Source organism: Autumnicola tepida, assembly GCF_031846485.1.
Classification (GTDB): Bacteria; Bacteroidota; Bacteroidia; order Flavobacteriales; family Flavobacteriaceae; genus Autumnicola; species Autumnicola tepida.
This window is the reverse complement of the sequence record NZ_JAVRHQ010000047.1, coordinates 1-5,867: the sequence shown is the minus strand read 5'-3', so window position 1 is coordinate 5,867 and position 5,867 is coordinate 1. Positions and strand designations below refer to the sequence as shown.

The following is a 5,867-nucleotide window of genomic DNA, read 5'->3' as shown; positions in this document are numbered from 1 at the left end:
CGCATACTTGTTCTGTAACAGGAAATTATCATCTATAAAACTCTGATTTTTCATATTTGCTTGTATTCTTCATTCATTTTTCTTCCCGAAAGTCTCCAAAAGAGCTTCTCCAAATCACCAATTATGGTAATTATCTACCCATCCAACCACCATCTACGGTGAGAATGGCTCCACTCATATAATCGCTTGCAGGGGAAGCGAGAAAAATTACGGGGCCTTTAAAATCCTTCGGCTCACCCCACCTTCCTGCCGGGATTCGTGATAATATGGCTTCACTTCTTTCGGGATTATCACGCAAAGCCTGTGTATTATCTGTAGCAATATATCCAGGCGCAATAGCATTTACCTGCACCCCTTTAGAAGCCCATTCATTGGAAAAAGCCATGGTAAGCTGGCCAATTGCACCCTTGGAGGCGGCATATCCAGGAACGGTAATTCCGCCCTGAAAGGTAAGCAATGATGCTGTAAATATTACTTTCCCACTGCCTCTTTTAATCATTTCCTTACCAAACTCGCGGGTAAGTATAAACTGGGAATTCTGGTTTACTTCTATGACCTTGTCCCAGTATTCATCGGGATGTTCGGCAGCAGGCTTTCGCATAATGGTGCCCGCGTTGTTGACTAAAATATCAATTTTAGCGTGCTGAGACTTAACTTTTTCTATAAATGCATAAAGGGATTTCCTGTCGGAAAAATCACATTGATAACCCTGGAATTTTCTTCCTTTAGCGGTTACCGCTTTTTCAATTGCTGAACCTTCAGTCTCCAGACTCGCTGAAACGCCTAAAATATCTGCTCCGGCTTCGGCCAGAGCCTCGGCCATCGCAAAACCAATTCCGCGTTTACAACCGGTAACCAGAGCTGTTTTTCCTTCTAATTTGAATAAATCCATGTGTGTTTTATTTCAATTCGTTTACAGCCACTTTATCCATATCGCCATAATCCAGGTTCTCCCCAGCCATACCCCAGATAAAGGTATAATTTGAAGTTCCCGCCCCGGCATGAATAGACCATTCTGGCGAGAGCACCGCCTGGTGATTTTTTAAGAAAATGTGCCTGGTTTCATCGGGTTGCCCCATATAATGGCTGATGGTTTGGCCTTCTTCCAGATCGAAATAAAAGTAAGCTTCCATTCTCCTGGTGTGGGTATGTGGCGGCATGGTATTCCAGATGTTTCCTTCAACCAATTCGGTCATTCCCATCTGCAATTGGCAGGTTTCTACAATACTGTTTACAATCAGTTTATTCAGGATACGTTTATTGGCATATTTGGAGTCACCTAATTCAATAACCTCAGCGTCTTCTTTCCCTACTTTCTTGGTAGGATAAGCATGGTGCGCGGGAGCGGAATTCAGGTAGAAATAAGGTTGTTCGCTTCCTGATTTGTCAAAAATCACTTCCTTCTTACCCTGGCCCACATAAAGCGCTTCCTTATTTGCCAGCTCATAAACCTCTCCGTCCACCGTTACTTTTCCGGCACCACCAACATTAATGATCCCCAGCTCACGGCGATCGAGGAAATTCTCCGACTTCAAATCGTCTATAGTTTCAAGTTTTATGCCTTTGTTTACAGGAAAAGCGCCCCCTACGATAAAACGGTCGTACATAGAATAAGTGAGGTTAATCTCGTTTTCCTTGAAAAGTTCAGGTATTAAAAAATGCTCGCGTAATTCCTGGGTGGTATATCTTTTTACATCTTCCGGATGGTGTGCGTATCTGAATTCTGAGTTGGTCATTTGAATGTAATTTTATTAAACATGCAATCGATTACACGAATATAATCAATTTTTTTAATTTTTAAAGTTTTGATATTTTTTTCTTTTAAAAAGAGTAAAATCCTCATCCTTAAAAGGATTAAATTAGCTTATACATAATATTAGCATTAAAAACTATCTTCTTCATAAATTAGGTTTTTAAAAATAAAAATCTGGGAATCTCGAAGATAAAAAAACGGAAGTTATCTCCATCCTGTAGCATACTGCTCCACATCGAGTAGATGCTAACTGCCCGTTCCTTAAAATAAGGCAAAAAAAGGCACCACACAACCGAATCCTCAAATAGTTCGATTGGTGATGCCTGAACTTCAACTAATATTAACAATCAAAAAAATGAACTTCAACTGCAAAGTGGATAAAGCTCTTAAAACTCAAAAGCTCCCAGATCTGGTGCCGAACCATTGTAAGGCAAGCCTACATCCACTCCAGCATCTATTAAATCGCTATCTGAATTTAGGTGAAAAAAGCTAATATCCGGAAGGCTTCCATCTTCCTGCCTAGGTCCTGTTAACTCTTCATAATTTATACTTTCAAAATCATCCACAGAGCTTTCTACACCTTCCATCCAGCTATTATTTGTTACATCCAGCGTAGTTGCATTAATACTACCTACCTCTCCAAGTACATTAGAGTTTTTTATGGTTAGTTTATCCAAAGAATTGGTATTGCTAAAAGCATAATTCCTGCCATTATCATATGCGGAACAATTATAGAGTATTACTTCGCCGCGGTTACTGTTATGATCGAAACCATCTGCTGCATTACCTACCGCCACACAATTCATATAAATGGCATTATGCTTTAGATCTTTATCATCGCTCCCGCCGGTTTTGAAGCCGTTACCATCACCACCACTTGGAGTGCCATCTTCTAAATAACCATTTTCGATAGCCCAGCAATTTTCGTAAGTGGTAGTTACATTATCGCCTCCTCTTAAATAGCCATCCCAGCCATCATCAAGATTTCTCCAGGCCCTGCAGCCAATAAATTTATTTCCTGTGCCAACATTTAATTTAGCGGCAAACCCATCTGCGTTTTCCAGGGAAGAATCGGCGTTAAAATAAGAATCGCAATTCAGAATTGTATTATTAGCGGCGCCGCTGTCTAACTGGAGCCCGGTATCTGCACATTCTGAAAAGGTACAGAATTCGATCATGTTATTGCTACCGGTTACCTTCATGCCGTTATCTCCGGCTTTATAGATATCAATTCCTTTGATATGCCAGAAACTGGCTTCTAATTCGATTCCCCTGTTAGATGAATTTTCAGTCATCGAAGAGAAGTCAAACCTCGGCCGGGTATCATCTGCCGGATGTACCAGTAAAGAGATCATATTGCCTTCAGTCCCACTGATATTTATTTCTATGGTGGAAACAAAAGTATAATCACCACCGCGCACATAAATGTTTTCACCAGGAATAGCTGCCGCGATAGCATCTAAAATTTCCTGCGAAGTGTTTACAATCTTACCATCTATAGAAGAAGTATTTTCACCCGTCCTGAAGGAAAAAGTATTGCTTATCGCGGTATTTTTGCCATCGCTGGTTTCTACATGCCAGTAATAAATGCTGTTAGGTTCCACTTCGATCTCCATAGAGGTTTCTGTAAGTCCCGTCCACTCTTCCGGTGGTTCCTGCTGGCCATCCTCGGTATCTGCATATAAAGTATAGGTTAATGCATCCCCGTCAGTATCAGTGCCGGCAGCTTCCCATTCCAGTGTTACCATACCATCAACAGGTGTTACTGTACTTCCTGAAGCAGGAGACATAAGTGTTGCTGGAAAAGGTACATTATTAGAACCCGGTTCCCCGGCCACGTAAAATCTGTAAGCTTCTGAAGCTGTGGTTTCTTCCCCGTCATTTTTTGAAATCACGTTCCACGTATAAGGATTTCCCCTTTCAAGCCTTACCATTAAAGATGTGGTAGTTAGATTAGGCCGTTGAATAACTTCCTGGGTAGCAAGATTAGTGATCACAAGATCATATCTATCCGCATCTGTTGCTTCATTCCATTCAAAAGCTACCTCAGCCATATTAGCCACAACATCGCCAATCTCACATTCGGTGTTGTCCTGCGGAAGCACCAAAGAGGCTGCTCCCGGGACGGCATCATTAATAATATCCGCATCATCATCACTGGAACAGGAAAGCGTTGCCACTCCCATGATGCAGATTAGGAGCAGGTTTATATAAGGTGTTTTTATATAGTTTTTCATGATTTAATAACTTTTAGAGTTTTACTTACCGTAGCTGATTTTAATTGAAGGAAATAAACTCCATTCCTAAAATTGGTAAGGTCAAGATGAAGAACCCTGTCTGCAGGAATTTCCATTTTTCCAGAGATAAATTCTTTTCCGGTGAGATTGATCAGCGAGACATCTACTTTGGTATCTGTTCCGTTAATGTAAACCTTAAGGTCTCCCCTGGTTGGATTTGGGAACAGCACCACTTCTTCAGACATCAGGACCTCTTTATAAAAAGTGCCCTGGCAGTCAGAATCGGTAGAAATGGTAAATTTGTTCCTACCTTTTTTAAGATCCAGCACCACCCGCGATTGTGCGGTGGTAGTTATTTCACCGTTATGATCTATAGTATAAACATCGGACCCTGTTAATGAGAAGGATACCGTATTATTTCCATAATCTACAGAAGAATAGGCTTCCAGAGGTGTTGGCCCTTCTACAGTTACATTGAAACATTGCTCATAATCGTCCTGACCGTCAACGGTCACACATATATCATAATTTCCTGCCGTAAGATTTTCAATATTAGCTGAAAAATTATTGGAAGATGATAAAGTAGCAGCACCGGTTCCTGTACCAGATACGGCTACATTATACGTGTAATTTGTATCTGCTGCACTAATGCTAATATAGCCATCACCGTTTCCGTTACAACTTACGTCATATACAGATATATTGAAATTATCTGCCGCCAGATCAAAAACCTCACATCCAAATACATCTACAATCGCTCCTTCTGTAGAATCAGGGCAGTTATCCTCATAATTGATGATCCCGTCTCCATCATCGTCATCACATACATCTCCAACTCCATTTTCATTAACATCTGCCTGATCTGGATTAGGAGTTGAAACACAATTATCTACACCATTTAAAATTCCGTCTCCGTCAATATCTCCAAATGGCCCATCGGGTTCAGCCTCAAAAACGATGTCGCTTGTAGTTTCACCTGTTATTTCCAGCGTATTTTCCGGAATATAATATCCATCTACACCCTCACTTTCAATAGTATACTGAACATTTGGCTCAAGGTTTACGGAATATGTTCCCGCATCTGCATCAATCATTGGCTTCGGAACATAAAGTGCATCAGCGCCCGGATCTGGAGTAAATGTTAAGTCTAAATCTTCAATATTCTCATCCAGACCAGTAATTGATCCCGTAACAGCATAAATTTCGACTTTTTCTATAGTTATATCATGGGTAGCTGCACTTTCAGTTATAGTTACCGAAGCACCATCTGAAATTACGTATCCATCAGCGCCTTCAAGAGTAATATTGTAGTCAAAGTCGATTGGCAGTTCAACCTGGTAGGAACCATCGGTTGGTATCACATTCCAGGTTTTTCCTTCTTCAATAGAAAATACAATCGAATAATCTTCAGGAATTCCCGGAGCATCGGTAAGATCTAGGTTTCCAGATAATTCCGAATAAGTGGCAGGTTTTCTGATAATCCTGAAATAGCTCGGCTTATCAGCCGTGTCGTAGATGTGATAAGTTCCGTTTGCCTTTGCCACAAAACTTACTTCCTGAAGCTCACCACCCACACTTACCACGTCATTCTGCAGTTCTGGATTTGCTGTATTTTCAAAATGAAGCTCACCATTTCCATCCTGGCCAAGCACCCAGAGCGTTACTTTATCATCTTCATTCAGCTCCAAGCTCATAAAGCGGTTGGTAGCGCCTCTGGAGTTGATATAAACCCTTCCCTTAAAATCTTCATATTCATCAATATCATCATCATACCGGGTAAGATTTAAATTGGTAGTTCTTAACCTGTCACTTCCACCTCCGGTAAAACTAAGATCACCAGCTGTAAAATCTGGCAAATTTATGCCTGAAGTTCCCGG

General features: G+C 41.0%; 4 protein-coding genes. All 4 read right to left on the bottom strand.

Annotated features, from left to right (window positions below; genetic code table 11):
• Nucleotides 1-130: 130 nt before the first annotated feature.
• Entirely contained in the window at nucleotides 131-892 is a 762-nt protein-coding gene (locus RM553_RS19025; RefSeq protein ID WP_311536553.1) for an SDR family NAD(P)-dependent oxidoreductase, read from the bottom strand.
• A gap of 7 nt (nucleotides 893-899) precedes the next feature.
• Nucleotides 900-1,736 carry a 5-dehydro-4-deoxy-D-glucuronate isomerase gene (gene kduI, locus RM553_RS19020; RefSeq protein ID WP_311536552.1) on the bottom strand — a complete coding sequence of 279 codons (837 nt, stop codon included), beginning with the start codon at nucleotides 1,734-1,736 and terminating at the stop codon, nucleotides 900-902.
• A gap of 403 nt (nucleotides 1,737-2,139) precedes the next feature.
• Nucleotides 2,140-3,990: a right-handed parallel beta-helix repeat-containing protein gene (locus RM553_RS19015; protein WP_311536551.1), complete on the bottom strand. Its 1,851-nt coding sequence runs from the start codon at nucleotides 3,988-3,990 to the stop codon at nucleotides 2,140-2,142.
• Nucleotides 3,987-5,867, bottom strand: a 1,881-nt coding sequence (locus RM553_RS19010; protein WP_311536550.1) for a T9SS type A sorting domain-containing protein, incomplete at its 5' end; no start/stop codon positions are given. The genes RM553_RS19010 and RM553_RS19015, both read right to left, overlap by 4 nt.

What these genes read in the sequence shown, in the direction of transcription:
- RM553_RS19015 (WP_311536551.1), bottom strand. Translation starts at nt 3,990, where the DNA reads ATGAAAAACTATATAAAAACACCTTATATAAACCTGCTCCTAATCTGC.
- RM553_RS19025 (WP_311536553.1), bottom strand. Translation starts at nt 892, where the DNA reads ATGGATTTATTCAAATTAGAAGGAAAAACAGCTCTGGTTACCGGTTGT.
- kduI (WP_311536552.1), bottom strand. Translation starts at nt 1,736, where the DNA reads ATGACCAACTCAGAATTCAGATACGCACACCATCCGGAAGATGTAAAA.